18 protein-coding genes are annotated in these 22167 nt (G+C 70.4%); 9 read left to right on the top strand and 9 right to left on the bottom strand.

Annotation, left to right across the window (positions count from 1 at the left end; translation table 11 throughout):
• Window positions 1-22: 22 nt before the first annotated feature.
• The 4 genes from C7444_RS11440 to C7444_RS20245 all read right to left on the bottom strand — a co-directional run bounded on the left by C7444_RS11440 (window position 23) and on the right by C7444_RS20245 (window position 5050).
• Window positions 23-1228, bottom strand: a complete 1206-nt coding sequence (locus C7444_RS11440; protein WP_110400986.1) for a glycosyltransferase family 2 protein — start codon at window positions 1226-1228, stop codon at window positions 23-25.
• A 4-nt stretch (window positions 1229-1232) separates the two neighbouring features.
• Window positions 1233-2405 (bottom strand): hypothetical protein, encoded by a 1173-nt coding sequence (locus C7444_RS11435; RefSeq protein WP_211317530.1) that lies wholly within the window; start codon window positions 2403-2405, stop codon window positions 1233-1235.
• 81 nt (window positions 2406-2486) lie between these two features.
• Window positions 2487-3857 carry an O-antigen ligase family protein gene (locus C7444_RS11430; RefSeq protein WP_170130716.1) on the bottom strand — a complete coding sequence of 457 codons (1371 nt, stop codon included), beginning with the start codon at window positions 3855-3857 and terminating at the stop codon, window positions 2487-2489.
• Window positions 3854-5050 (bottom strand): hypothetical protein, encoded by a 1197-nt coding sequence (locus C7444_RS20245; RefSeq protein ID WP_170130715.1) that lies wholly within the window; start codon window positions 5048-5050, stop codon window positions 3854-3856. Before C7444_RS20245 ends, C7444_RS11430 begins: the two co-directional genes overlap by 4 nt.
• Window positions 5051-5198: 148 nt before the next feature.
• Here C7444_RS20245 and C7444_RS11425 point away from each other — a divergent pair, with 148 nt between their 5' ends.
• The 3 genes from C7444_RS11425 to C7444_RS11415 all read left to right on the top strand — a co-directional run bounded on the left by C7444_RS11425 (window position 5199) and on the right by C7444_RS11415 (window position 7389).
• Complete coding sequence (locus C7444_RS11425) at window positions 5199-6401, top strand: glycosyltransferase family 4 protein (RefSeq protein ID WP_110400984.1); 1203 nt, start codon at window positions 5199-5201, stop codon at window positions 6399-6401.
• A gap of 15 nt (window positions 6402-6416) precedes the next feature.
• Complete coding sequence (locus C7444_RS20900) at window positions 6417-6938, top strand: serine acetyltransferase (RefSeq protein WP_211317533.1); 522 nt, start codon at window positions 6417-6419, stop codon at window positions 6936-6938.
• A 262-nt stretch (window positions 6939-7200) separates the two neighbouring features.
• Window positions 7201-7389 (top strand): DUF3149 domain-containing protein, encoded by a 189-nt coding sequence (locus tag C7444_RS11415; protein ID WP_110400983.1) that lies wholly within the window; start codon window positions 7201-7203, stop codon window positions 7387-7389.
• 22 nt (window positions 7390-7411) lie between these two features.
• On the opposite strand, the gene C7444_RS11410 is transcribed toward C7444_RS11415, so the two are convergent.
• Window positions 7412-8116, bottom strand: a complete 705-nt coding sequence (locus C7444_RS11410) for an RluA family pseudouridine synthase (RefSeq protein ID WP_110400982.1) — start codon at window positions 8114-8116, stop codon at window positions 7412-7414.
• Between the two features lie 156 nt (window positions 8117-8272).
• Between C7444_RS11410 and C7444_RS11405 the strand changes: the two genes are divergently transcribed.
• From C7444_RS11405 to C7444_RS11395, 3 genes are all read left to right on the top strand, one after another.
• Window positions 8273-9592 carry a mechanosensitive ion channel family protein gene (locus C7444_RS11405; RefSeq protein ID WP_110400981.1) on the top strand — a complete coding sequence of 440 codons (1320 nt, stop codon included), beginning with the start codon at window positions 8273-8275 and terminating at the stop codon, window positions 9590-9592.
• An 85-nt stretch (window positions 9593-9677) separates the two neighbouring features.
• Window positions 9678-10178 (top strand): type II secretion system protein, encoded by a 501-nt coding sequence (locus C7444_RS11400; RefSeq protein WP_110400980.1) that lies wholly within the window; start codon window positions 9678-9680, stop codon window positions 10176-10178.
• 12 nt (window positions 10179-10190) lie between these two features.
• Window positions 10191-12992, top strand: a complete 2802-nt coding sequence (locus C7444_RS11395; RefSeq protein ID WP_146219379.1) for a putative bifunctional diguanylate cyclase/phosphodiesterase — start codon at window positions 10191-10193, stop codon at window positions 12990-12992.
• Here the strand turns inward: C7444_RS11395 and C7444_RS11390 are convergent.
• Together C7444_RS11390 and C7444_RS11385 are read right to left on the bottom strand one after the other, a co-directional pair.
• Window positions 12981-13274: a cysteine-rich CWC family protein gene (locus C7444_RS11390; RefSeq protein ID WP_110400978.1), complete on the bottom strand. Its 294-nt coding sequence runs from the start codon at window positions 13272-13274 to the stop codon at window positions 12981-12983. The genes C7444_RS11395 and C7444_RS11390 overlap by 12 nt on opposite strands.
• An 8-nt stretch (window positions 13275-13282) precedes the next feature.
• Window positions 13283-14806, bottom strand: coding sequence for a fumarate hydratase (locus tag C7444_RS11385; protein ID WP_110400977.1), 1524 nt, complete (start codon window positions 14804-14806; stop codon window positions 13283-13285).
• 550 nt (window positions 14807-15356) lie between these two features.
• Here C7444_RS11385 and C7444_RS11380 point away from each other — a divergent pair.
• A complete protein-coding gene (locus tag C7444_RS11380; protein WP_146219378.1) occupies window positions 15357-18401 on the top strand; it encodes a transglycosylase domain-containing protein in 3045 nt (1014 codons plus the stop codon).
• Window positions 18402-18416: 15 nt separating this feature from the next.
• On the opposite strand, the gene C7444_RS11375 is transcribed toward C7444_RS11380, so the two are convergent.
• Window positions 18417-19022 (bottom strand): TIGR00645 family protein, encoded by a 606-nt coding sequence (locus C7444_RS11375; protein WP_110400975.1) that lies wholly within the window; start codon window positions 19020-19022, stop codon window positions 18417-18419.
• A 174-nt stretch (window positions 19023-19196) separates the two neighbouring features.
• On the opposite strand from C7444_RS11375, the gene acs reads away from it, so the two are divergent.
• Window positions 19197-21179, top strand: coding sequence for an acetate--CoA ligase (gene acs / locus C7444_RS11370; protein ID WP_110400974.1), 1983 nt, complete (start codon window positions 19197-19199; stop codon window positions 21177-21179).
• Between the two features lie 97 nt (window positions 21180-21276).
• Here the strand turns inward: acs and C7444_RS11365 are convergent, their stop codons facing one another.
• Window positions 21277-21585 (bottom strand): c-type cytochrome, encoded by a 309-nt coding sequence (locus C7444_RS11365; protein WP_110400973.1) that lies wholly within the window; start codon window positions 21583-21585, stop codon window positions 21277-21279.
• Between the two features lie 191 nt (window positions 21586-21776).
• Between C7444_RS11365 and C7444_RS11360 the strand changes: the two genes are divergently transcribed.
• Window positions 21777-22046: a TIGR04438 family Trp-rich protein gene (locus tag C7444_RS11360; protein ID WP_170130714.1), complete on the top strand. Its 270-nt coding sequence runs from the start codon at window positions 21777-21779 to the stop codon at window positions 22044-22046.
• The last annotated feature ends 121 nt before the right edge of the window (window positions 22047-22167 follow it).

Here is a 22167-nt window from a genome sequence, read left to right as displayed (position 1 = left end):
GAGCGGTCAGGCCGGTGCGGCCTCACCGGCTGGTGCGGCCCCAGGCGCCGCTGTAGCGGCCGCTGGCGTAGCGCCAGGAGGCCACCAGGAAGGCCCAGTTCAGCGCGAACAGGAACGCCGCCAGCATCAGCGGCCTGGGCAGCCGCCGGCCGCGCCGGACCTGCTGCAGCGCCAGTGCCGCCCCGCCGTAGCTCAGGGCCTGAGCCAGCGTGGCCGCCGCCCAGGCGGTGGAGCCGGTGGCCAGCACCGCCGAGGCCGCCAGCGCGACGATCAGCAGGTGCGGCGCGATCCAGCGCAGCACCTTGTGCGAGACGTAGGCGAAGCGGGTGGCCGGCGGGGTGCGCAGCAGGTATTCGGGGTGGCGCAGCAGGGCCTGGAAGTTGCCGATGCCGATGCGCACGCGGCGGTGGAACTCCTCGCCCATGTGCTCGGGCGTGTCCTCCTCGGCCCAGGCGCGGGGCTCGTAGACCAGCCGGGCGCCGGTGGCCGCCACGTTCATCGCCACGCAGAAGTCGTCGCAGATGGTGTCGCGCGCCAGCGGCTTCCACAGCGTGCGGCGGATGGCGTAGATCGCGCCGTTGGCGCCCAGCAGCGCCCCCAGGCGCGACTCGAAGAACTTCAGGAACTGCTCGACGCGCCAGTACAGGCTGTCCTGGTTGTCGCCGTCGTTGCCCATCAGGCGCAGCTCGCCGGTGACGCCGCCCACGGCCGGATCGGCGAAGGCGGCCACCAGGCGCTTGAGCGCGTCGGGGCGGAAGAAGGTGTTGGCGTCGGAGAACACCAGCAGCGGCTCGTCGGTGCGCGAGACCAGGTCGTTGAGCACCTCGGCCTTGCCGCGGTTGAGCTCGAAGGCGAAGCCGCGGATGCGTGGATCGCCGCCGTGCTGCGCCAGGATCTCGGCGGTGCGGTCGCGGCTGCCGTCCGAGCCGATGTAGGCGCGCAGCCGGTCGGCGGGGTAGTCCAGCGCCAGCAGGTTGTCGATGCGCCGGGCGAGGTGGCGTTCCTCGTCGTAGGCCGAGATGACGATGGCCACGGCCGGCCAGTCACCGGCCACGGCCTCGGCGCGGCGGCGGTCGTGCTTGCGCCAGACGAAGGCGGCGTCCCGCGCGGCCTGGCGCAGCGCGGCGACCACGAACAGCACCAGCGGGTAGATCGCGTACGAGTAGACGACCGCCAGCAGGCAGACCACCGCCACCGCGCCCAGCAGCGCCTCGATCCAGCCGGACATGGGCTCAGCTCCGCGGACGGTAGAGCGGGCGGGGCACGACGTGGTCGCGGTAGGCCCCCGGCTCGCCCGGCAGGCCCTGCTCGGCCGCCTTGGCGATGTTGTACATCTCGCGTGCGCTGACGTAGTGCAGCTTCCAGTCGACGCCGTCGTTGTAGCGCTGCTGCAGGTACTCGTAGGCCTGACGCATCGGCGTGCCCAGCAGCGTGTCGGTGTCCCGTTCCTGCGTGCCGTGGGTGTGGATCTTCACGAAGATCCACTCGGGCTTGCCCTCGACGTGGATGCCGGTCTCGATCCACGCGTCGATGCGCTCGGGCGTGGGCGGCGAGCTGGTGCGGATGTCGGCGTTCTCGATGCGCGGGATCAGGCCGAACTTGCGGTTGCGCCACATCAGGCCCAGCGGGCCCTGGATCAGCATCAGGTCGCCGCTGGGCGGACGACCCACCTTGACCCGCACGCCGGTGTCGTGCGACTTCGGTTTTTCCGGGTCGTCGGTGGCGTAGTAGATCTGGTTGATCGTCGAGGTCTGGCAGGGGTCCGGCGCGGCCGGCAGCGTGTAGTCGACGTAGCAGCCTTCCTCGCGCAGCACGATCAGCTCGTTGTCCACGCCGCAGCCCGAGCCGTCCGGGTGGCCGTTGTCGAGCGCCCAGTTGCCATGGATGAAGGCCCAGCGCACCTGGCCGGTGAGCGGGTCGACGGGCAGCGCGTCATGGCGGTCGACCAGCGTGCGCGTGAAGCGGCGCAGCTTCTCGCGCAGGCCGGCTTCGGTGTCGTGGTCGTGGTGCAGGTGGATCTCGATCTCGCCCAGCCCCAGGCGGCACAGCTCGACCAGCGCGTCGAGGTGCTCCGGGCGGTACTCCTCCTCGGGGTAGAAGAAGGAGTGGATCGGGGCCCGGCCGTCGGCGTCGCGCAGGCCGGCGCACAGTTGCGGGTACTCCTGGCGCCAGCGGGCGACCCGGCGGCATTCGGTGGCGTGGTCGGGCTGCTTCCACATCGGCTCGTAGTGGTCGACGAAGCAGAACATGACGTGCCGCGTCACCCCGGCCGGCACTGGCGCCCGCCAGCCCTGGCGCAGGTAGTTCCACAGCCAGATCTGCAGGTTGCGCTGCCGGATGATCAGGGTGAGCGCGCCGGCCAGCAACAGCAGGAAGGTCAGCGCGAAGGCGATCAGGAGTCCCATCGATACCTTGTGATGTTCAGGGGCAGGTGGTCCCGGGATTACCCTCGGAATGTATCAGCTTGTAACCCGTGGCGGCTCGCATCAGCTGGAAAAATGCAGCCGCACGAACATCCAGACCGCGACCAGCGCCAGCACGACAGCGATCGCGCTGGTCCGCGCCCAGGGCAGGTCCCGCATCGCCAGCCAGCCCCGGCTGCCCGGGCGGTTGACGCCGTCGTGCTGGGCGCCGCAGTACCAGGCGGCCGAGCACAGGCCCAGCAGGAAGAACAGCGGCGGCTCGTAGGCGCGCGACAGGAACCAGGCGCAGGTCAGGAAACCCACCAGCGAGGAGCGCAGCAGCTCGGCCACCTTGTGCTCGGGGTGGTCGGGCCCGATGCGCTCGATCACCCGGCTCAGTCCCTTGTAGGACAGCACCAGCATGCCGATCCACAGGAAGAAGCCCACCAGCCCCAGCTCGGAGAAGCACAGCACGAAGGAGTTGTGCGCGGTCAGGTAGTTGTGCTCGACGAAGTTGCCGTAGCCCAGGCCGAAGACGGGCCTGGACCTGAGCATGCCCAGCCCCAGCGACCAGGCCTCGATGCGGTCGGCGGCCGACTGCTCGCCCGACGAGTAGGCCCGTCCGCTGCCGCTGCTGACCGCCACGCCCGCCACCGCCAGGACGGCCATCAGCACGGTCGTGCGCGTGGCGCCCAGGCGCTTGCGCACGCCGAAGAACAGCAGCGAGGCGATGCCCAGGATGGCGCCGCGCGACTGCGTCAGCAGCGTGGTGTAGACCAGCAGCACCGTGGGCAGCGCGACCCAGGCGAGGTTGTAGGCCCAGCGCCGGCGACGCCACAGCGCCCACAGCATCGGCAGCGTCATCACCATGACCTGGGCGAAGTCGTTGGGGTCGTTGAGGAAGCCCATGCCCCGGGCCCGCCACAGGTACCAGCCGGAGTGGTCGTCGGCGGGCACGAGCAGTTCCGACTCGTCCGGCGCGGGCACGTCGCCCGGGTCTTCGGTGTCGTGCTTGCCCGAGGCCTGCATCAGCACCAGCTCCTTGGCGTGGAAGCCGGTGTGGTAGGCCGCGGTCGACAGCAGCGCGGCGACCACCATCGCGGCGACCATCGCGCCGCAGGCGGCCTTGAGCCGGTCGATGGTCGTGACGTTCATCACCACCAGCACGTAGAGCAGGGCCGAGGTGCTGAAGCTCGACAGCGCGCCGATGGCTCCCCCGGCCCAGCCGGCGGCCACCTGCGAGACGGCCACCGTCAGCGTGAAGGCGAGCAGCAGCTTGGCGAAGGTGGGCGGAGCCGCCCATTCACGCCGCTGCAGCGTGCGCACCAGCGCGGTCACGAAGGCGAGCAGCCACAGCACGAGCATCGGCCGCCACTCGCCCAGCTCGGGCGCGAGCAGCTCGATCGGGCGCGAGAAGGTGAGGAAGACGTAGACGAGGAAAAGGCCGAAGCTCATGGCACCGGTCTGATCGGCTGGCCCGGGGCGGGGCTTGAGCCGGCCGGGAACACCGCGCGGTAGGAGTTCTCGGAAAAGCCCGGCGTGTGCGTCAGCCGGTGCAGGTCGACGAAATCGAACTGGTGCAGCCGCAGTCCGCGCAGCTGGGTCATCGTCAGCGGGCTCCAGTGCGCGCTGGGCTCGCCCTGCACGAAGAAGTCCTGGCCAATGTCGGCGACGTAGAGGCCGTGGCGCTGCATCGCGCGCGCCAGCGCCCGGGCCTGCGGGGTCCACCACAGCGGCGGCACGAAGTCGGCCCGCAGCCGCAGCAGCGCGCCGAAGGGGATGCCGTTGCTGCGCGTGCTGCCGGCCGCGTGGGTGGCCGGCCATTCGGCCCGGCGGTCCAGCACCGCGTCGCGGAAGGTCACGCGCAGCGCATGGCCGATCTCGCCCGAGCTGGCCTCGTGCGCGCGGGCCAGCAGCGGCAGGATGGGCAGGCCGGCGGCGTCGCCCGAGGTGAAGCCCTGGGGGCGCATCTCGAGCGAGCGCAGGTCCCAGGCGGCGGTGCTGTAGGCCATCCAGCGGCCGTCGACGCGATAGGCCATGTAGCTCTCCCAGAGCTGGCAGCTGCCGCTCTCGACCACCAGGATGTGGCGGTCACCGCACTGGGTCGGGTCCTGGCAGTCGCCCCCTTCGGCCTGGATCCGGTGCGGCGGCGGGAACGGGAAGCGCCGCTCCAGCAGCGGCACGGCCGAGCAGTCGCGGCGGATGCGCATGCCACCGGCGGCGGACGGCACGGCGCAGTCGCTTTCGCCGGGCACGCCCGGCGTGCGGTCGCGCGCGTCGGTGATCTCGTAGTCGACCACCGGCCAGGGCTGCTCGAGGTCGGAGCGCGAGATCACGTTGTACGGGATGCCGTAATACGCCTGGCGCCGGGCCGGGTCTTCCTCGCGGCCCCAGTCCGGGCGGAAGGCGGTCGCCCCGCCGATGGAGCCGATCCAGCGGGCGCTGTCGGGGTGGACCGGGAAACGCGCCAGGTCGTCGACCGGCTGGTTGAACACCGCTTCGGGGGGGAACAGCGGGCAGCCGCCGGTGTCGTCCAGCGGCGTCCAGCCCTGGGGCGGGCTCTGGCCGTAGAGCAGCGCGCCTGCCGCGGCGGCGGCGGTCAGCAGCAGCAGCGCGGCGGCCGTGAAGAGTGTGCGGGTCGGGCGCATCGGGTCCTCCAGTTCAGTCTCAGTCTGCCGATTCAAGCCACGACCCCGCCGTGGTCTCGGCGAATTTTCCGCAGCCTTCGATCCGGGCGCCTCGAATGGCGAGACAATTGTAAGCAATCGTGACAACAACCCTGTTCATCTTCCGCCCATGAGCTACCCCACTGTCGCCGATCAGCCCGCCCGCGTGCTGTACCACCACCGAACCCAGGGCAAGGCGGTCGAGGGGGTGCACATCCGCGGCATCGCCGACGCGCTGCGGGCCGACGACGTGGCGGTCGACATCATCTCGCTGCCGGGCGCCGACCCTTATGTCAGCCCGAAGAAGATGAGCCCGACCCAGCAGGCCCGGCCCTGGATGAAGTGGGTGGTGAGCCTGCCCGAGCCGCTGTTCGAGCTGGCCGAGCTGGGCTACAACCTGGTGGCCGGCTGGCGCCTGTGGATCTACCTGGCGACCCACCGCGACGTCGGCTTCATCTACGAGCGTTATGCGCTGTTCATGTTCGTCACCGTGCTGATCGGGCGCCTGCGCGGGCTGCCGGTGATCCTGGAGATCAACGACTCGTCCACCGTCGACCGGGTGCGGCCGCTGTGTTTCCAGCGCCTGGCCACCGCCATCGAGCGCTGGGTGCTGAGCCGGGCCTCGGGGCTGGTGTTCGTCTCCGGCGTGTTCCGCCAGCGGGTGATGAAGGCCCACGGCGGCCTGATGACGCCGGCCATCGTCACCCACAACGCGGCCAACATCGACAAGTTCAGCTTCACCGCCGAGCAGCGCCGCCTCACCCGCGAGCAGTGGGGCCTGGCCGACGGCGAGGTGGTCTGCGGCTACCTGGGCGCCTTCGTGCCCTGGCATGCGATCGACCAGTTCGTCTACCGCATCGCCGACGACCTGCCCGAGCATCCTCACCTCAAGCTGCTGCTGGTGGGCGACGGCGCGACCTTCGACACCGTGCAGCGCTTCGTGCGCGAGCGCGGGCTGGAGCGCCAGGTGCTGCTGACCGGGCGGGTGTCCCACGACGAGGTGCCGGGGCTGCTGGCCGCGATGGACATGGCGGTGCTGCCCAGCGCGGGCGACTACACCTCGCCGGTCAAGCTGTTCGAGTTCATGGCCTGCGGCATCCCGCCGATCGCGCCGGACTTCGAGCCGATCCGCGAGGTGGTGCGCGAGCAGCAGACCGGCTGGATGTTCCCGGCCGGTGACCTCAATGCGGCGGTCGACGCGGTGCTGCTGCGCAGCACCGACCTCCAGCGCCTGCAGCAGGTCGGCCAGGCGGCGCGCTCCTACATCGAGTCCGAGCGCCAGTGGCGCCACAACATCCTGCAGCTGCTGGCGTTCTGGCGCCGCGTGCGCTGAGGCGGGGCCGTGGCCATGCTGAGCGTGCTGAGGGCGGACCTGCGGGCCAAGCAGGTGCTGTATGGCGGCGACGGGCCGCCGGTGTCGCTGCCGCGCGCGCTGATGGCCGACGGCACGCTGGCGGTGCTGCTGTTTCGCTGCCAGTCGGCGCTCAGTGGCCTGGGCCTGGCGCCGCTGGCGCTGCTGCCCCACCTGCTGAACAAGTGGTTCAACGGCTGCGTGATCGGGGTGCACGCGCGTTTCGGGCCCGGCTTCGTGCTGATCCACCCGATCGGCGTGGTCATCAACTCCAGCGTGCGGGGCGGGTGCAACGTCTGGCTGGAGAGCAGCGTGGTCATCGGGGACAACCGCGGCCGCTCCCCGGTGCTCGGCGACGACATCTTCATCGGCTCCGGCGCCAAGGTCATCGGTGGCCTGATGGTGGGCGACGGGGCCCGCATCGGTGCCAATGCCGTGGTGCTGAAGGACGTTCCCGCGGGCGCACTGGCGGTGGGCGTGCCCGCCGCGTGCCGCCCGGGCGTGAACGAGGACCGCTGAGCGGCGCCGCTGCGCTTCGTTCCTCAACGCTATCCCTAGTACACCTCGGCGAGCATCGGCGTACGCTGTGTCTGTCGATCAATGGTCAGGTAGCCTTGGTTGGCGCATCAGAGCATTTCCCCCCGGATCCCCGTCCGGGGGGATTTTTTTCGTCCCTTGATCTGGCTCAGTGCCCGGTCGCGGGCCGTCTGACGCGCATCAAGCCCGTCCGGGGGGATCTGGCGTCTCATCAGGGTGTCCTTCATCCACACCGGAGACCCACATGCACGCTCTCACCGACTTCTTCTCGACCGACTACGGCCTGATGAGTGCCCTCGTGATCGCGATCACCCTCGGCATGGGCGTCTTCTACGTGCGCTACTTCATCCAGCACATCCGCATGGACACCGAAGCCGCCGAACGCCGCGAAGCCGCCGAGCGCGCCACGCGCGGTGCCCACGGCGCGGCCTGACCGACGCAGCTCAGGCGCCGCCTCAGAACGGCGCGTCGCTGTGCAGCCTCAGCGTTTGCCCGGGCTGCTGCGGGTGATCGAGCTCGAGCCGCTGCGCATGCAGCAGCAGCCGGGGCGAGGCCTCTGCCAGCTCCGGCGGCGCATAGAGTTCGTCGCCGATGATCGGGTGACCCAGGCTCAGCAGGTGCACACGCAGCTGGTGCGAGCGCCCGGTCACCGGTTCCAGCTCGACCCGGGTCCACGGGCCCCAGCCTTCGCGCTCGCCCCGCTCGAGCACCGTCCAGCGTGTCAGTGCCGCCTTGCCGTCGATCCGGTCGACCTTCTGGCGCGGTCGCCGGGGCCAGTCGCAGATCAGCGGCAGATCGACCTCGCCGGCCCCGTCGGCCAGATGCCCGCCGACCAGCGCCACGTAGCGCTTGTGCACCCGGCGCTCGGCGAAGGCGGCGCTCAGGCGGCGCTGCATCGGCAGGCCGCGTGCCATCACCAGCAGGCCCGAGGTGCCCATGTCCAGCCGGTGCACGATCAGCGCATCGGCGCAGCGCTGCTGCACCCGCGAGGCGACGCAGTCCTGGCGCTGCGGCCCGCGCCCGGGCACCGACAGCAGGCCCGACGGCTTGTCGACCACCAGCAGGGCTTCGTCCTCGTGCAGCCACCGCAGCGGCTGCTCGCGGTCCGAGGGCGGGTGGTAGGCGAGGGTGTGCGCCGGGGCAGGGCAGTCATCGGACATCGGGCGGGCAGGGAGAGCGGCTTCGGACCCGCGATGCTCGCACAGCCTGTTGCCCTTCCGTGCGGGGCGGGTGAGCGGCGCGACACGGCGCTGGCCGAGAATGGCGGCCTGTCCACTTCTCCGGCCCGGTGATCCCGCCGAGGCCTTCGACGCACCATGTTCTTCAATACCCCGGCTGAACTGCAGCAGATCCTGGCGGTCCTGACCCTTCCCGGTGCCGCCGTCGAGCTGGCCATGCTGGCTGCGCTGCTGCTGCTGAGCTGGCTGCTGGTGCGTCTGATGCGCGGCCCGACCCCGACGACCGGCACGTCGATCTGGTTCGGTCGCCACCTGGTCGACGGCGTGCTGTTCCCGACGCTGGCGCTGGCGCTGGCCTTCGCCGCGCGGCGCACGCTGCCCGAGCTGGGCCTGCCGCTGACGCTGTTCCGGCTGGCGGTGCCGGTGCTGACCTCGCTGGTGGTGATCCGCCTGAGCGTGCGCGTGCTGTCGGCCGCCTTCCCGGCCTCGCACCTGATGCGCGTGGTCGAGCGCACGATCTCCTGGCTGGCTTGGGGCGCGATGGTGCTGTGGGTCACCGGCGTGCTGCCCATCGTGCTGCGTGAGCTCGACGACATCAGCTGGAAGATGGGCGGCCACAACATCAGCCTGCGCACCCTCATCGAGGGCAGCCTGTCGGCGGCCTTCGTGCTGGTGCTGGCGCTGTGGGTGTCGGCCGCGCTCGAGTCGCGGCTGCTCGACGGTGTCGCCGGCGCGCAGCTGTCGCTGCGCAAGGCGGCGGCCAATGCGCTGCGGGCGCTGCTGATGTTCGTCGGCCTGCTGCTGGCGCTGTCGGCGGTGGGCATCGACCTGACGGCGCTGTCGGTGCTGGGGGGCGCGCTGGGCGTGGGCATCGGCTTCGGCCTGCAGAAGCTGGCGGCCAACTACGTCAGCGGCTTCGTCATCCTCGCGGAGCGCTCGCTGCGCATCGGCGACATGGTGCGCGTGGCCGATTTCGAGGGCCGCATCAGCGACATCACGACCCGCTACACCGTGATCCGCTCGCTCAGCGGCCGCGAGGCCATCGTGCCCAACGAGACGCTGATCACCACGATGGTCGAGAACCTGTCGCTGGCCGACACCCGGGTGCTGGTCAGCACGACGGTGACGGTCGCCTACGGCACCGACGTGGCCAGCCTGCGCGATCGCATGGCCACGGTCATCGCCACCGTGCCGCGGGTGGCCGACGAGCCCGCGCCCGCGGTGCACCTGACCGCCTTCGGCACCGACGGGCTGGAGCTGACAGCCTCCTTCTGGATCCGCGATCCGGAAAACGGCCAGGGCAATGTCAAGGGCGGTGTCAACCTGGCCATCCTCGAACTGCTCGAACGCGAGGGCGTCTCGATCCCTTATCCCCAACGGGTCGTGCGCGTGCTGGCCGAGAGCAAGCAGGAAGTCACTGCCGAGGCGTCCGTGTTGGCAGGTCCGCCGACGAACTGAGCTCAAGCGCTGGCATTCTTGGCCGAAATGACGGGGAGTTGGTACTGATGCGGTACCACCCGACCCTCACCCCTTCGACCAGGCGATGCGCTCGTTGTCCTTCCGTTCCCGATTCCTGTCCTCATGCACCCGGCGTACGCGGTCCTGCCGTGGCCTGACGCTGATCGAGCTGATGGTGGGCGTGGCCATCGTCGGCCTGCTGATGTCGGTCGCGCTGCCGTCCTACAAGTCGTGGCGCGCCAAGGTCCTGAGCCGCCAGGCGGCCCAGGCGATCGCCGCGCTGTCGATCACGATCGACCAGTACGCCGCCAGCAACGACGGCAGCTACCCGGCCAGCCTGGCCACGGTCGGCCTGGACCGGCAGACCGACCCCTGGGGCCGGGCCTACGTCTACTACAACATCGCCGGCAACAACATCGGTGGTGCACGCAAGGACAAGAACATCAACCCGATCAACACCGACTACGACCTCTACAGCAAGGGGCCGGACGGCGTGACGGCCAAGCAGCTCGACAACGCCAAGAGCGTCGATGATGTCGTGCGGGCCCGCAACGGCCGTTTCCTCGGCGTGTCGGTCGATTTCTGAGGCCGGCGTCGAGTGGCTGCTCCCCGCGAGACCCCGCCCGGGCCGGCCGCCGGCCGCGCCAGCGTGCTGCGCAGCCGGGTCGGACGGCGCATCCTGGTGATGTTCCTGCTGGCCGCCGGCCTGCCGGTGGCGCTGGCCGCCTTCATCGGCTACCAGACGCTGGTGAGCTTCCTGGGTGAGCAGGCCCAGCGCAGCCTGACCCGCACGACCCGGGACGGCGGCATGCAGGTGCTCGGGCGCCTGCTGGAGGCCAAGTCGCTGCTGGAGACCTGGCCCCCGCTGGTGCCGGCCGGGGCGGGCGCCGACCCGGCGCATCCGATGCTGGCGGGCCTGTCGCGGGTCTTCCGCGGGGCCCGCTGGGTCGATGACCAGGGGCAGGTGCGCTGGCAGGTGGGTGAGATCGCGTCGACGGCCGTGCCGCTGTCGCCGCCCCGTCCGGGCGACGCCGCGGCGCGCCTGCTGCTCGTGCCGGTCGCCGGGGCCCCGGCGCCACGGGTGATGCTGCGGCTGGCCCAGCCGCAGGGCTACTGGCTGGCCGATGTCCACCCGGCCCACCTGTGGGGTCCGCTGGCCGAGACGGCCGCCCAGGCCCACTGGGAGGTGCGCGAGCCTGGCGGCCCGGTGCTGGACGGCCTGAGGCGGGTCGCCCAGCCGCATCCGCATGAGGCCGTGGGGCGCTGGACGCTGTTCCTGGGTGGCGAGTTCGGTGCCACCGACTGGGAGTTCGAGCAGCACCTGCCCCCGGTCGAGCTCGAGTTCGCCGGCCTGCCGCTGCTGCGCTGGGCGGTGCAGCTCGGCGCGGTGGTGCTGCTGATCGTGGTGCTGCTGAGCCTGACCCAGATCCGCCGCACCCTGGTGCCGCTGGAGGCGCTGCTCGACGGCACCCGCCGGCTGGCCCGGCGCGAGCGGGCCGAGCCGGTCCAGGTGCGCAGCAGCGACGAGTTCGGCGAGCTGGCCCGTTCGTTCAACGAGATGGCCGGGCGCATCGACGCGCAGTTCCAGTCGCTGGAGGCGCTCGGGCTGATCGACCGGGCCATCGTTTCCGGCCACCCGCTGCCCGAGGTGCTCGACCAGCTGCTGCGCCAGGCGCTGCTGCGCACCGGCGCGGTGGCGGCGGTGGTGGTGCGCCTGACCGGCGCCGGCGGGCCGTCGAGCCGCTCGGCCGGCCGGCCGGTGCTGCTGCAGTGGCGGCTGCGCCAGGCCGTCGACGGTGACGGCGGCCGCGCCGAGTCGGTGCTGGGCGAGACCGAGCGCCCGCGCTTCGAGGCGCTGGAGGCCACGATGGACTGGCCGCCGGCCGGTTCGGTCGCGATGGCCTGGCAGACCCTGCTGCCCGACACCGGCGCGACCCACTGGTGGGCCTGCCCGGCGCGCTGGCAGGCGTCCTGCCAGGCGGTGCTGCTGCTGGGGTTCATGAAGCCCCCGGGCCGCCGGCGCCGCCACGAGGCCTGCGACCTGCGCGACCGGCTCGCCGTGGCGCTGGCCGCGCATGAGCGTGAGCAGGTGCTGCACTGGCGGGCGGTGCACGACGACCTCACCGGCCTGGCCAACCGCCACGGCCTCAACGAGCAGCTCGACCGCTGCCTGGAAGCCTCGACGGCGTCAGCGCTGGCGGTGCTGTTCATCGACCTGGACCATTTCAAGGACGTCAACGACAGCCTCGGCCACGAGATGGGCGACCGCCTGCTGCAGCAGGCGGCCGAGCGGCTGCAGGCCGTCGTGCCGCGCGAGGCGGTGGTCGCCCGGGCGGGGGGCGACGAGTTCGTCATCGTGCTGCCGCAGGTCGACGAGGGCCGGGCGGCGGCGCTGGCGCGCCAGCTCTGCGAGCGGCTGGCCGTGCCCTTCGTGTGCGGCGGCCACGAGCATGTGCTGGGCGCGAGCATCGGCGTGGCGCTGGCGCCGCAGCACGGGGTGGACCGGGCGACGCTGCTGCGCCATGCCGACATGGCGATGTACCAGGCCAAGCAGGGCGGGCGAGGCCGCCACGCGCTGTTCGCCGCGACGATGGACGAGGCGCTGAGCGAGCGCTCGCGCCTGCTGGCCGATCTGCGCCGGGCGGTGGTCAGCGACGAGCTGGTGCTGCACTACCAGCCGCGGGTCGATGCCCGCGACGGGTGCATGCGCTCGGCCGAGGCGCTGGTGCGCTGGCAGCACCCGGAGCTCGGGTTGCTGTCGCCGGCCCGTTTCATCGCGCTGGCCGAGGAGAGCGACCTGATCGAGGCCATCGGCATCTGGGTGATGCGCGAGGCCTGTGCCCAGATGGCCCGCTGGCAGCGCCAGGGGCTGGTGCTCGAGCGGGTGTCGGTCAACGTCTCGCCGCGCCAGCTGGTCTCCGGCCGCCTGGTCGGCGAGGTGGACCGCGCGCTGGCCGACCACGGCGTCGCGCCGGACCGGCTGGAGCTGGAGGTCACCGAAAGCCTGCTGGTGGGCGACGCTAAGCAGGCCTGCGAGCAGCTCGAGGCGGTGCGCCGCCGCGGCGTGCTGATCGCGCTGGACGACTTCGGCACCGGCTATTCGTCGCTGTCGACGCTGCGCCAGCTGCCGGTGGACGTGATGAAGGTCGACCGCGCCTTCGTCAAGGACCTCGGCCAGGACGACAGCGCGCTGGCCGTGACCCGCACGATCCTGACGCTGGCGCGCTCGCTGGGCAAGCACACGGTGGCCGAAGGCATGGAGACGGCCGAGCAGGCCGACCTGCTGCGCGAGCTGGGCTGCGACGAGATGCAGGGCTTCTTCTTCAGCCGCCCGCTGACGCCGGCGCAGTTCGAGGCGCTGCCCCAGTTCGCCGGCGCAGCGCTGGCCTCAATCGGCTGAATCGGCTGAACCGGGCGGCGGCACGGGCGCCGGGGGTGCACCCGCTGGCGCTGCGGTGTCCACCGCTGCTTCCGCCGCCAGCGCGGCGTCCACGCAGGCGTTGCAGATGCAGGCCAAGCCGCGCTGCCCGGCGGGAATGCGCGCCAGCAGCGAGGCGGGAAAACGCGTGCGGGTGCACCAGCACGCGACTTGGAAGTCGCCCGCCTGCGCCGGGGCGCAGGCGTTGGGCTCGCCACACAGCGGACAGCGCTCGGCCGGCAGCGGGGTGGCGGACGGGCTCATGGCCGTGCTCAGGCCTCGACGACCGGGATCTTGCCGATCTTCGCCTGCCAGATCTTCGGGCCGGTGATGTGGGCGCTGGTGCCGCCGGCGTCCACCGCCACCGTCACAGGCATGTCGACCACGTCGAACTCGTAGATCGCCTCCATCCCCAGGTCGGCGAAGCCGACGACCTTGGCCGCCTTGATCGCCTTGGACACCAGGTAGGCCGAGCCGCCGACGGCCATCAGGTAGGCCGACTGGTTGTCCTTGATCGCCTGGATGGCGACCGGGCCGCGCTCGGCCTTGCCGACCATCGAGATCAGGCCGGTCTTCTCCAGCATCATGCGGGTGAAGCCGTCCATGCGGGTGGCCGTCGTCGGGCCGGCCGGGCCGACCACTTCGTCACGCACCGGATCGACCGGGCCGACGTAATAGATGACGCGGTTGGTGAAATCGACCGGCAGCGGCTCGCCCTTGGCCAGCATGTCGGCGATGCGCTTGTGCGCGGCGTCGCGGCCGGTCAGCATCTTGCCGTTGAGCAGCAGCGTGTCGCCCGGCTTCCAGCTGGCGACTTCAGCCTTGGTCAGCGTGTTCAGGTCGACGCGCTTGCTCTTGTTGTAGTCGGGCGCCCAGGCCACGTCGGGCCACAGGTCCAGGCTGGGCGGGGTCATGTAGGCCGGGCCGGAGCCGTCGAGCACGAAGTGGCCGTGGCGGGTGGCCGCGCAGTTCGGGATCATCGCGATCGGCTTGCTGGCCGCGTGGGTCGGGAAGGTCTTGATCTTGACGTCCAGCACCGTGGTCAGGCCGCCCAGGCCCTGGGCGCCGATGCCCAGCGCGTTGACCTTCTCGTAGAGCTCGATGCGCATCGCCTCGAGCTTGTTGCTCGGGCCGCGCTCGAGCAGCTCGTACATGTCGATGTCGTCCATCAGCGATTCCTTGGCCAGCAGCGCCGCCTTCTCGGCCGTGCCGCCCACGCCGATGCCCAGGATGCCCGGCGGGCACCAGCCCGCGCCCATCGTCGGCACGGTCTTGAGCACCCAGTCGACGATGTTGTCGCCCGGGTTGAGCATGTAGACCTTGGACTTGTTCTCCGAGCCGCCGCCCTTGGCCGCGACGATCACGTCGACGGTGTCGCCCGGCACCACTTCCATGAAGATCACCGCCGGCGTGTTGTCCCGGGTGTTCTTGCGCTCGAAGATCGGGTCGGCCAGCACCGAGGCGCGCAGCTTGTTGTCCGGGTTGTTGTAGCCCTGGCGCACGCCTTCGTTGACGGCGTCCTGGATCGAGCCGGTGAAGCCTTCCCACTTCACGTCCATGCCGATCTTCATGAACACGTTGACGATGCCGGTGTCCTGGCAGATCGGGCGCTTGCCTTCGGCGCACATCTTCGAGTTGGTCAGGATCTGCGCGATCGCGTCCTTGGCGGCCGGCGACTCCTCGCGCTCGTAGGCGCGGGCCAGGTGGGCGATGTAGTCGGCCGGGTGGTAGTAGCTGATGTACTGCAGCGCGGCGGCAACGCTTTCAACCAGATCGGCTTGGCGGATGGTGGTCATGTTGGGGTCTTTCGGCGGCACGCCCGGCTCGGGCAGCCACGGGGAGGGGACAGGGCAGCGATGATGGCCCGGCTGACTTGCAGCTGGCTGGCGTGCGGCATCGATGGCGCGACACCAGCCGTCGGGTCTGGGCGTCAGTGTAGCGAGGCAGGTCGGCCCGGTCGGCCGCTCGCCACGCGTCCCTGTGGCGGATCCGCCCTTTGCGGGTCCTGGCGCCCCGGCCCAGCGTTGCTGCCGCGCCACTGTCGACGCGCACGCGGCCGGGCCGGGGCACGGCTCGCTTGCGATCGTGCAACGCGTCGCAAGCGTCGTGCGTCCTTGCAAGGCCGCCCCCTGGATTGCGGGGGGATTGAGATAAGCTGCCGACCGTGCGGCGGGGACCGCCAGGTGTCACCCGGCCGCCGGCGCCGGGAAAATCAAGAAGACCAGGCTGGCTCTGTCTATGGATCACGGTGAACCCGAGGTCAAACCTTCCGCTCCCGACGAGCCATCGCTCGCTCCTTCCGTCTCCGCTGCCCTTGCGCCTGCCGCCGCCGATGCCGCGCCGGCCGTGCGCCCGCCCAGCCGCTGGCCCCGCCGGCTGCTGCTGTGGGGCGGGGCGGCCGTGGTGGTGGCCGGTGCGGTCGAGCTGGCCACCTGGGAGATGCGCACCTCGACGCTGCAGGCGCGTTTTTTCTCCGACTGGGCCCGGGGCCTGACCTGGGAGGTGCGCACGCAGCCCGCCGAGGGCAACCGCTACCCGGTGGCCGGCCCCTTCGACGAGCGGCGGGGACACCACCGCCTGCCCGAATTCACGACCCGCCTGTCCGAGCGGGGCTATGCGGTGCTGTCGCAGGCCCAGCAGTCGCCGGCCCTGCAGCGTTATCTGGAGCGCGGTTTTTTCGCGCCGTATCCGGAGCGTGCCCAGGCTGGCCTGCAGGTGCGCGACTGCCGCGGCGACACGCTGTTCGAGTCGCGCGTGCCGCGGCGGGTCTACCCGTCCCACGAGGACGTGCCGCTGGTCGTGGCCCAGGCGCTCGGCTTCATCGAGAACCGCGAGGTGCTCGACCTGGCCGAGCCCCGCCACAACCCGGCCATCGAGTGGACCCGGTTGGGCAAGGCCGTGCTCGACCAGTTCGTCGAGCTGGTCCACGACGATCACCCGGCCGCCGGGGGCAGCACGCTGGCCACCCAGATCGAGAAGTTCCGCCACTCGCCCGAGGGCCGCACGTCCTCGGCGGGCGACAAGTACCTGCAGATGGTGTCGGCCTCGGTGCGGGCCTACCGCGACGGCGAGGACACGACCCAGGCCCGCCACCGCATCGTGCTCGACTACCTCAACAGCCTGCCGCTCGGGGCGCAGAAGGGCTGGGGCGAGGTGCTGGGCGTCAGCGAAGGCCTGGAAGCCTGGTACGGCGCCGATGTCGATGCCGTCAACCGCCTGCTGCGCGAGCCGGGCGAGCAGCCCGAGGGCCTGCAGGCCCGTGGCGTGGCGCTGCGGCAGGTGCTCAGCCTGATGATCGCGCAGCGCCGGCCGGCCCATTACTTCGGTGGCGGCCGGCCGCAGCTGATGCAGATGACGGCCAGTTACCTGCGCCTGATGGCCGATGAGGGCCTGATCGCGCCGGCCCTGCGGGATGCGGCGCTGCAGGCGCCGCTGGAGGTGCGTGCGGCCTTCCCGGGCCGCATCGACGAGGACGCCAGCGCGCGCAAGGCGGCGACGCTGATGCGCGTGCAGCTGTCCACGCTGCTCGACACGCCGCGGCTCTACGACCTGGACCGCATGGACGTCAGTGCGCTGACCAGCATCGACGGCACGCTGCAGCAGCGCATCACCCGCCTGCTGGGCAGCCTGAGCGATCCCCAGGTCGCCCGCGAGGCCGGCCTGCTGAACCGCCAGCTGCTCGAGCAGGGCGATCCGGCCCGGCTGCTCTACAGCTTCACGCTCTACGAGCGGTCCCAGGGCATGAACCTGGTCCGCGTCCAGACCGACAACCTCGCCCAGCCCTTCGACATCAACGGCGGGGCCAAGCTCGAGCTGGGCTCGACCGCCAAGCTGCGCACGCTGACGACCTACCTGGAGATCATCGCCTCGCTGCATCGCCAGTACGGCGGGCTGGCGCCGGCCGCGCTGGCCGAGGTGGAGGTCGGGCCGAAGGACCGGCTGACGCAGTGGGCGATCGAGCACCTGCGCAGCGCGCCGAACCGATCGCTGCAGGCGATGCTCGATGCGGCCATGGAGCGCAAGTATTCCGCCAGCCCCGGCGAGACCTTCTTCACCGGCGGGGGCGCGCACACCTTCGACAACTTCAACCGCGACGACAACGCGCGCATGCCCACGCTGAGCGTGGCGCTGCGGGACTCGGTGAACCTGGTGTTCATCCGCCTGATGCGCGACATCGTCTACCACCACCTCTACCAGGCGTCGGGGCCGACCGCGCAGATCCTGTCCGACGAGAACCATCCCGAGCGCACGGTGCTGCTGCGGCGTTTCGCCGACAAGGAGGGCAGCCAGTTCATGCGCAACTTCTACCGTCGGCACCACGGCAAGGGCCCCACGGAGATGCTGGCGCAGATGGCCGCGAGCGTGACGCCGACGGCGTCGCGGCTGGCGGTGATCCACCGCTCGGTGCTGCCCGGTGCGTCCTTCGAGGCCTTCTCCGCCTACCTGCGCACCCACCAGCCCCGCCAGTCGCTCGACGAGGAAGAGCTGCTGACGCTCTACCAGCGCCATGCTCCGGGCAAGTACTCGCTGGCCGACCGGGGTTACCTGGCCCGCCTGCATCCGCTGGAGCTGTGGGTGGCCGCCTACCTGGTCGAGCATCCGCAGGCGACGATGGCCGACGTGCTGCGCGACGGTGCGGCCGAGCGCGAGGCCTCCTACAGCTGGCTGTTCCGCAGCCGGGCCCGGGCCGGGCAGAACAGCCGCATCCTGCAGCTGCTGGAGATCGAGGCGTTCGCCAAGATCCACCGGGCCTGGGCCCGCCTGGGTTATCCCTTCGACACGCTGGTGCCGTCGTACGCGACCTCGATCGGCAGCTCCGGCGACCGCCCGGCCGCGCTGGCCGAGCTGATGGGCATCATCGTCAACGGCGGACTGCGGCTGCCGACGGTGCACGTCAACGGCCTGATGTTCGCCGCTGGCAGCCCCTACGAGGTGGTGCTGGGGCGCCGCACGGGCGAGCCCGAGCGGGTGATGGTGCCCGAGGTGGCCGGCACGCTGCGGCGTGCCCTGGGCCTGGTGGTCAACGAGGGCACGGCCCGGCGCCTGAAGGGCAGCTTCGACGAGCCGGGCCTGGAGCCGCTGATGGTCGGCGGCAAGACCGGGACCGGCGACAACCGCCTCAACACCTACACGCGTGGCGGCGGGCTGATCTCGTCGCGCTCCACCAGCCGCACCGCGACCTTCGTCTTCTACATCGGCGAGCGCCATTTCGGCACGCTGACGGCGTTCGTGCTCGGGCCGGAGGCCGACAAGTACAGCTTCACCAGCGCCTTGCCGGTGCAGATCCTGAAGACGATGGCGCCCTTCCTGAAGCCGTCGGTGGCCGCGTCGCCCACCGAAGGCTGCGGGGTCGGCGCGCCGACGGCGGCGCAGGCCGAGGCAGCCCGCTGAGCCGCCGCCCGGACCTCAGTGGTCCGCCGAGCCGCCGACCGGCTGCATCAGCCGGTCGGTGTAGGCGATCGCCAGCGCCGACAGCAGGAAGGCCATGTGGATCACGGTCTGCGAGATCAGCACCTTCTCGCTGTAGTTGTCGGCGTTGATGAAGGTCTTGAGCAGGTGGATCGAGCTGATGCCGATGATGGCGGTGCCGAGTTTGACCTTCAGCACCGAGGCATTGACGTGGTTGAGCCATTCCGGCTGGTCCGGATGGCCCTCGAGCCGCAGCCTCGAGACGAAGGTTTCATACCCCCCGACGATGACCATGATCAGCAGATTGGAGATCATCACCACGTCAATCAGGGCAAGCACCACCAGCATGATGATCGTCTCGTTCAAAGACGTGACAGGGGCCTGGCCGCTGTAACCGATGCTGCTCACCAGCTTGGCGAGGGCGGCCTGATTGCCGAAAGCCGCCTCGATCAGGTGCACGAGCTCGACCCAGAAATGGAAGACGTAGACCGCTTGTGCCAGGATCAGGCCGATATAAAGCGGCAACTGCAGCCAGCGGCTCGCAAAGATCAGGGAAGGCAGCGGCGCCAGCTTGGTGGGTCGAGGAGTTTGGTCAGCTTGCATGTGAGAAGGCATCAGGGAAATTGAGGGAATTCTAGGGGGGTGTTCGTGTCACGATGAAACACGGGCCCGGCAATCGAGGTGCTCGTGGTGCGGGAACGCAATTTGCGGAGTAAGCACTTCGTAAGAGCCCCTCCCTAAGGTGCTCGTATCAGATTTCGACCGATGGAGACAAGCATGAGCCAAGCCAATACCGATACGGCAATCCCGTTCTATTACCCCTCGGACGCCGTCGTGGCCGCGGCCCACGTGTCCGGCATGGCCGCCTACGAGGCCCTGTGCGCACGCGCCGAATCCGACTACGAGGGTTTCTGGGCGGACCAGGCTCGTGAACTGCTGACCTGGAAGACGCCGTTCACCCAGGTGCTCGACGAGTCGAACGCGCCGTTCTTCAAGTGGTTCGCCGACGGCACGCTGAACGCCTCCTACAACTGCCTGGACCGCAACGTCGAGCGCGGCCTGGGCGACAAGACCGCGATCATCTTCGAGGCCGACGGCGGCGAGGTCACCAAGATCAGCTACAGCGAACTGCTGGCCAAGACCTGCCAGATCGCCAACGGCCTGCGCTCGCTGGGTGTGCAGAAGGGCGATCGCGTCGTCATCTACATCTCGATGTCGATCGACGGCGTGGCCGCGATGCAGGCCTGCGCGCGCATCGGCGCGACCCACTCGGTGGTGTTCGGCGGCTTCTCGGCCCAGAGCGTGCGCGACCGCGTCGAGGACACCGGTGCGGTGGCCATCATCACCGCCGACCACCAGGTGCGCGGCGGCAAGAAGCTGCCGCTGAAGTCCATCGTCGACGAGGCGCTGGCGCTGGGTGGCTGCGATGCGGTCAGGAACGTGCTGGTGGTCAAGCGCTCGGGCTCCGAAGTCGCGATGACGGCCGGCCGTGACGTCTGGATGGACGACCTGGTGGCCGGCCAGCCCACGACCTGCGAGCCGGAATGGGTCGGTGCCGAGCACCCGCTGTTCCTGCTCTACACCTCCGGCTCGACCGGCAAGCCCAAGGGCGTGCAGCACTCCACCGGCGGCTACCTGCTGCACGCGGCGCTGACCACCCAGTGGACCTTCGACCTGAAGGCCGACGACGTCTTCTGGTGCACCGCCGACATCGGCTGGGTCACCGGCCACACCTACATCACCTACGGCCCGCTCGCGCTGGGCGGTACCGAGATCGTCTTCGAAGGCGTGCCGACCTACCCGGACGCCGGCCGCTTCTGGAAGATGATCCAGGACCACAAGGTCTCGATCTTCTACACCGCGCCGACCGCCATCCGCTCGCTGATCAAGGCCGCCGAGGCCAACGACGCGGTGCACCCGAAGAGCTACGACCTGTCGAGCCTGCGCCTGCTGGGCTCGGTGGGCGAGCCGATCAACCCGGCCGCCTGGGAGTGGTACTACAGGAACGTCGGTGGCAGCCGCTGCCCGATCGTCGACACCTTCTGGCAGACCGAGACCGGCGGCCACATGATCACGCCGCTGCCGGGCGCCACGCCGATGGTGCCGGGCTCGTGCACGCTGCCCTTCCCGGGCATCCAGGCCGCGATCGTCGACGAGACCGGCAAGGACGTGCCGAACGGGCAGGGCGGCATCCTGGTCGTCAAGCGCCCCTGGCCGTCGATGATCCGCACCATCTGGGGTGATCCGGAGCGCTTCAAGAAGTCCTACTACCCCGAGGACTTCAAGGGCAAGTACTACCTCGCCGGCGACGGGGCGATCCGCGACGAGAAGACCGGCTACTTCACCATCACCGGCCGCATCGACGACGTGCTGAACGTGTCGGGCCACCGCATGGGCACGATGGAGATCGAGTCCGCGCTGGTCAGCTGCACCGAGCTGGTGGCCGAGGCCGCCGTGGTGGGCCGCCCGGACGACACGACCGGCGAGGCCGTCTGTGCCTTCGTCGTGCTCAAGCGTCCGCTGCCCTTCGGCGACGAGGCCAAGGCGATCGCCAAGCAGCTGCGTGACCATGTCGGCAAGGAGATCGGCCCGATCGCCAAGCCCAAGGACATCCGCTTCGGCGAGAACCTGCCCAAGACCCGCTCGGGCAAGATCATGCGCCGCCTGCTGCGCTCGATCGCCAAGGGCGAGGCCATCACGCAGGACACCTCGACGCTGGAGAACCCGGCCATCCTGGACCAGCTGGGTCAGGCCTACTGATCACCTGGCCGGGCCTTCGGGCCTGGCCAGCAAGCGAAAAGCCTCGCGTCGCGAGGCTTTTTTTCGTGTCGTGCGCGCCGGCGCGGCGCGCTCGGGATCACTTCTGGCTCAGCACCCAGGTGACCAGGGTCTTGGCTTCGTCGGGGGTGATCGCGTTGGCGGGCATCGGCACGGGGCCCCACACGCCGGCGCCGCCCTTGATGACCTTCTCGCTCAGCTTGGCCACGGCGTCCTTCTGGCCCTTGTACTTGGCGGCGACTTCCTTGTAGGCCGGGCCGACCAGCTTCTTGTCCACGGCGTGGCAGGCCATGCAGGCCTTCTTCTGCGCCAGTTCGAGGTTGGCGAAGGCCGGGCTGGCACCCAGCAGGGCAGCGGCGGCGGCGGTCAGGGCGATGATCGACTTCATGGTTTCCTTTCGGGGCGGGTGGAGGCCCATGGACATGGACATGGACATGGACATGGGCGTGGACGGTGAGACTTCGAACGAAATTGTAGGGAGCCGGGTTGACCGGTGCCTTGATGGAGACCCGTGCGCCGGTGCACTTGTGCCGTTATGCTGCGGATCGCTGTCTGGATACAACACTACAGGAACGACACATGGCACTGATCGTGATCGGGATGGCTCTGCTGCTGCTGAACCTGCTGGGCATCGAGCCGGTGGCCAGCTGGCCCTGGTGGATGCTGGTGGCCCCGTTCGGCGGGGCGCTGCTGTGGTGGCAGTGGTCCGACATGAGCGGGCGCACCCGCCGCCTGCAGGAGGACCGCTTCGTGCAGCGCCGCAAGGCCCGGCGCCAGCGGGCGATGGACGCGATGGGGCTCGGCCAGCGAGCCACCGACGAGCGGCGCGTGAAGCGGTCGTCGCGCTGATCCCGGCCGCCGCCGCCAGGTGCTGCCCGCCTCCGGCGAGGCGGGCCGTGTGTCCGCGCCTGGGCGCGCAGGCACCCGGGTCGTGCAGGTCCGGGCGCAGCGGCGACAATCGCCCCCGGCC

Origin of the sequence: Sphaerotilus hippei, assembly GCF_003201595.1 — a bacterium.
Lineage (GTDB): Bacteria > Pseudomonadota > Gammaproteobacteria > Burkholderiales > Burkholderiaceae_C > Sphaerotilus > Sphaerotilus hippei.
Note: the sequence above shows the minus strand (reverse complement) of the source record. Positions and strands in the feature narration are given on the sequence as shown.

Excerpts from the sequence above, each read along its gene's own strand:
- C7444_RS11440 (WP_110400986.1), bottom strand. The coding sequence starts at position 1,228 with ATGTCCGGCTGGATCGAGGCGCTGCTGGGCGCGGTGGCGGTGGTCTGC.
- C7444_RS11435 (WP_211317530.1), bottom strand. The coding sequence starts at position 2,405 with ATGGGACTCCTGATCGCCTTCGCGCTGACCTTCCTGCTGTTGCTGGCC.
- C7444_RS11430 (WP_170130716.1), bottom strand. The coding sequence starts at position 3,857 with ATGAGCTTCGGCCTTTTCCTCGTCTACGTCTTCCTCACCTTCTCGCGC.
- C7444_RS20245 (WP_170130715.1), bottom strand. The coding sequence starts at position 5,050 with ATGCGCCCGACCCGCACACTCTTCACGGCCGCCGCGCTGCTGCTGCTG.
- C7444_RS11425 (WP_110400984.1), top strand. The coding sequence starts at position 5,199 with ATGAGCTACCCCACTGTCGCCGATCAGCCCGCCCGCGTGCTGTACCAC.
- C7444_RS20900 (WP_211317533.1), top strand. The coding sequence starts at position 6,417 with ATGCTGAGCGTGCTGAGGGCGGACCTGCGGGCCAAGCAGGTGCTGTAT.
- C7444_RS11415 (WP_110400983.1), top strand. The coding sequence starts at position 7,201 with ATGCACGCTCTCACCGACTTCTTCTCGACCGACTACGGCCTGATGAGT.
- C7444_RS11410 (WP_110400982.1), bottom strand. The coding sequence starts at position 8,116 with ATGTCCGATGACTGCCCTGCCCCGGCGCACACCCTCGCCTACCACCCG.
- C7444_RS11405 (WP_110400981.1), top strand. The coding sequence starts at position 8,273 with ATGTTCTTCAATACCCCGGCTGAACTGCAGCAGATCCTGGCGGTCCTG.
- C7444_RS11400 (WP_110400980.1), top strand. The coding sequence starts at position 9,678 with ATGCGCTCGTTGTCCTTCCGTTCCCGATTCCTGTCCTCATGCACCCGG.
- C7444_RS11390 (WP_110400978.1), bottom strand. The coding sequence starts at position 13,274 with ATGAGCCCGTCCGCCACCCCGCTGCCGGCCGAGCGCTGTCCGCTGTGT.
- C7444_RS11385 (WP_110400977.1), bottom strand. The coding sequence starts at position 14,806 with ATGACCACCATCCGCCAAGCCGATCTGGTTGAAAGCGTTGCCGCCGCG.
- C7444_RS11375 (WP_110400975.1), bottom strand. The coding sequence starts at position 19,022 with ATGCAAGCTGACCAAACTCCTCGACCCACCAAGCTGGCGCCGCTGCCT.
- acs (WP_110400974.1), top strand. The coding sequence starts at position 19,197 with ATGAGCCAAGCCAATACCGATACGGCAATCCCGTTCTATTACCCCTCG.
- C7444_RS11365 (WP_110400973.1), bottom strand. The coding sequence starts at position 21,585 with ATGAAGTCGATCATCGCCCTGACCGCCGCCGCCGCTGCCCTGCTGGGT.
- C7444_RS11360 (WP_170130714.1), top strand. The coding sequence starts at position 21,777 with ATGGCACTGATCGTGATCGGGATGGCTCTGCTGCTGCTGAACCTGCTG.